Source organism: Saccharothrix sp. ST-888 (genome assembly GCF_000955975.1).
In the GTDB taxonomy this organism is placed as follows: Bacteria; Actinomycetota; Actinomycetes; order Streptomycetales; family Streptomycetaceae; genus Kitasatospora.
The window spans coordinates 1-2,068 of sequence record NZ_JYJF01000245.1 but is presented as its reverse complement, the minus strand read 5'-3'; the positions used below and the strand labels follow the sequence as shown (position 1 = coordinate 2,068).

The 2,068-nt window shown below is 75.2% G+C and carries 1 protein-coding gene; it reads right to left on the bottom strand.

Going from position 1 to position 2,068, the window contains the following annotated elements; all coding sequences use genetic code 11:
* On the bottom strand, positions 1 to 2,051 hold a 2,051-nt coding region (locus UK12_RS32355; protein WP_197085359.1), incomplete at its 3' end, for a type I polyketide synthase.
* Positions 2,052 to 2,068: the final 17 nt, after the last annotated feature.

Here is a 2,068-nt window from a genome sequence, read left to right as displayed (position 1 = left end):
AGCTCGTGCAGGTTCCAGGCGGCGTCGACCTTCGGCCGCAGGACGGTGTCGATCCGCTCCGGGGTGAGGGAGGAGATCACGCCGTCGTCCAGCACACCGGCGGTGTGCACGACGGCGGTGAGCGGGTGCTCCAGCCCGGTAAGGAGAGCCGCGAGCGCGTCGCGGTCCGCGACGTCGCAGGCCGCGAAGACCGGCTCCGCACCCAACTCGCGCAGGCTGTCGGCCAGTTCTGCGGCACCTTCCGCCTGCGTCCCACGGCGCGAGACCAGCAGGAGCCTGCGCGCGCCGTACTCCGTCACCAGATGCCGGGCGAACAGCGCACCCAGCGTGCCCGTCGCACCCGTGACCAGCACCGTGCCCTCGGCGTCCAGGACCGGCGGCTCCGCCTCCTCGGCAGCGGCCGGGACCCGCGCCACCCGGGCGGCGACAGCGGCCCCGGCCCGCAGGGCCAGCTGCGGCTCGCCGCTGCGGATCGCGGCCGGCAGCACACGGAGCGAAGCCTCGTCCTCGTCCAGGTCGACCAGGACGATGCGGCCCGGGTTCTCCGACTGCGCCGAACGCACCAGGCCCCAGACCGTCGCCGACGCCAGGTCGGCCACCGTCCCGTCCCCGCCGGCCGCCACGGCGCCACGGGTCACCACGGCCAACTGCGAGTCCGCGAAAGCCTCTTCGGCCAGCCAGTCCTGCAGGAGGCGCAGCGCCTCGTACGCACGCCGGTGCGCGGAGGCGACGATCCCGGTGTCGGGGTCGGCGGTGCAGGCATTGGCGGCATCGAGGTCGGCCGCTGCTTCGGTGAGTGCCGGGAACGGCACCACCACGGCGTCCGGAACCGCGCCGCCGCCGGTGACCGCTGCGGCCAGCGCGGACAGGTCGGCGTACCCGGCGGCCCGGTCCAGCCCGAGGATGTCGGTGCCCAGGACGGCCCACCGCTCGATGTCCGCGTCGGCCGGGGAACCCAGCGGCACCGCCGTCCAGTCCACCCGGAACAGCGAGTCGTGGTACGCGCCGCGAGCGGCGGACAGCTGGTCCACCGCCACCGGCCGCAGCACCAGCGACTCCACCGTGGCCACCGGCGCACCCGTGCCGTCGGCGACCTGGAGCGAGACCGCGTCCGCGCTCTTCGGCGCGATCCGCACCCGCAGTGCCGTGGCACCGGCCGCGTGCAGCGAGACTCCGCTCCACGCGAACGGCAGCCGGGCCTGCCCGTTGTCCTCCAGCACGCCGCCGAGGCCGATCGCGTGCAGCGCACCGTCGAGCAGCGCCGGGTGCAGACCGAACTGACCGGCCTGCTCCCAGCTCTCCTCCGGCAGCTCGACCTCGGCGAACAGCTCGCCGGTGCGCCGCCAGGCGGCCCGCAGGCCCTGGAACACCGGCCCGTAGCCGAACCCGGCAGCGGCGAACCCGTCGTAGAGCGCGTCCACCGGAACCGCCTCGGCGTTCACCGGCGGCCACTCGGCAAGGTCCGAGGCGGCCGCCACCGGGGCGGAGGCGGCCGAGGCCGACCCGAGCAGACCGGCCGCGTGCCGGGTCCACGGCTCCTCGGCGGGCGCGTCCTCGGCGCGGGAGTACAGGCTGACGGTACGTCGGCCGGACTCGTCCGGGGTGCCTACCCAGAGCTGAACCTGCACGGCGCCCTTGGCGGGCAGGATCAGCGGCGCCTCCAGAGACAGCTCGTCCAAGCGGTCGCAGCCGACCTGGTCGCCGGCCCGGACCGCGAGTTCCACAAAGGCGGTACCCGGCAGCAGCACGACCTCGCCCACGGCGTGGTCGGCCAGCCACGGGTGCGAGTCCAGCGACAGGCGCCCGGTGAAGAGGTGCCCGTCCGCATCCGCGAGGGCAACGGAGGCGCCCAGCAGCGGATGGTCGGCCGACCCCAGGCCGGCGGACGTCATGTCGCCGAGCCAGCCCGTGAGCGGCCGGGGCCAGTAACTCTCCTGCTGGAAGGCGTAGGTGGGCAGGTCGACCCGCCCGGCACCGGTGCCCGCGAAGGCCGCTGCCTGCCAGTCCACCGCGACACCGCGCACCCACGCCTCCGCGAACGAGGCCAGCACCCGACGGGCACCACCCT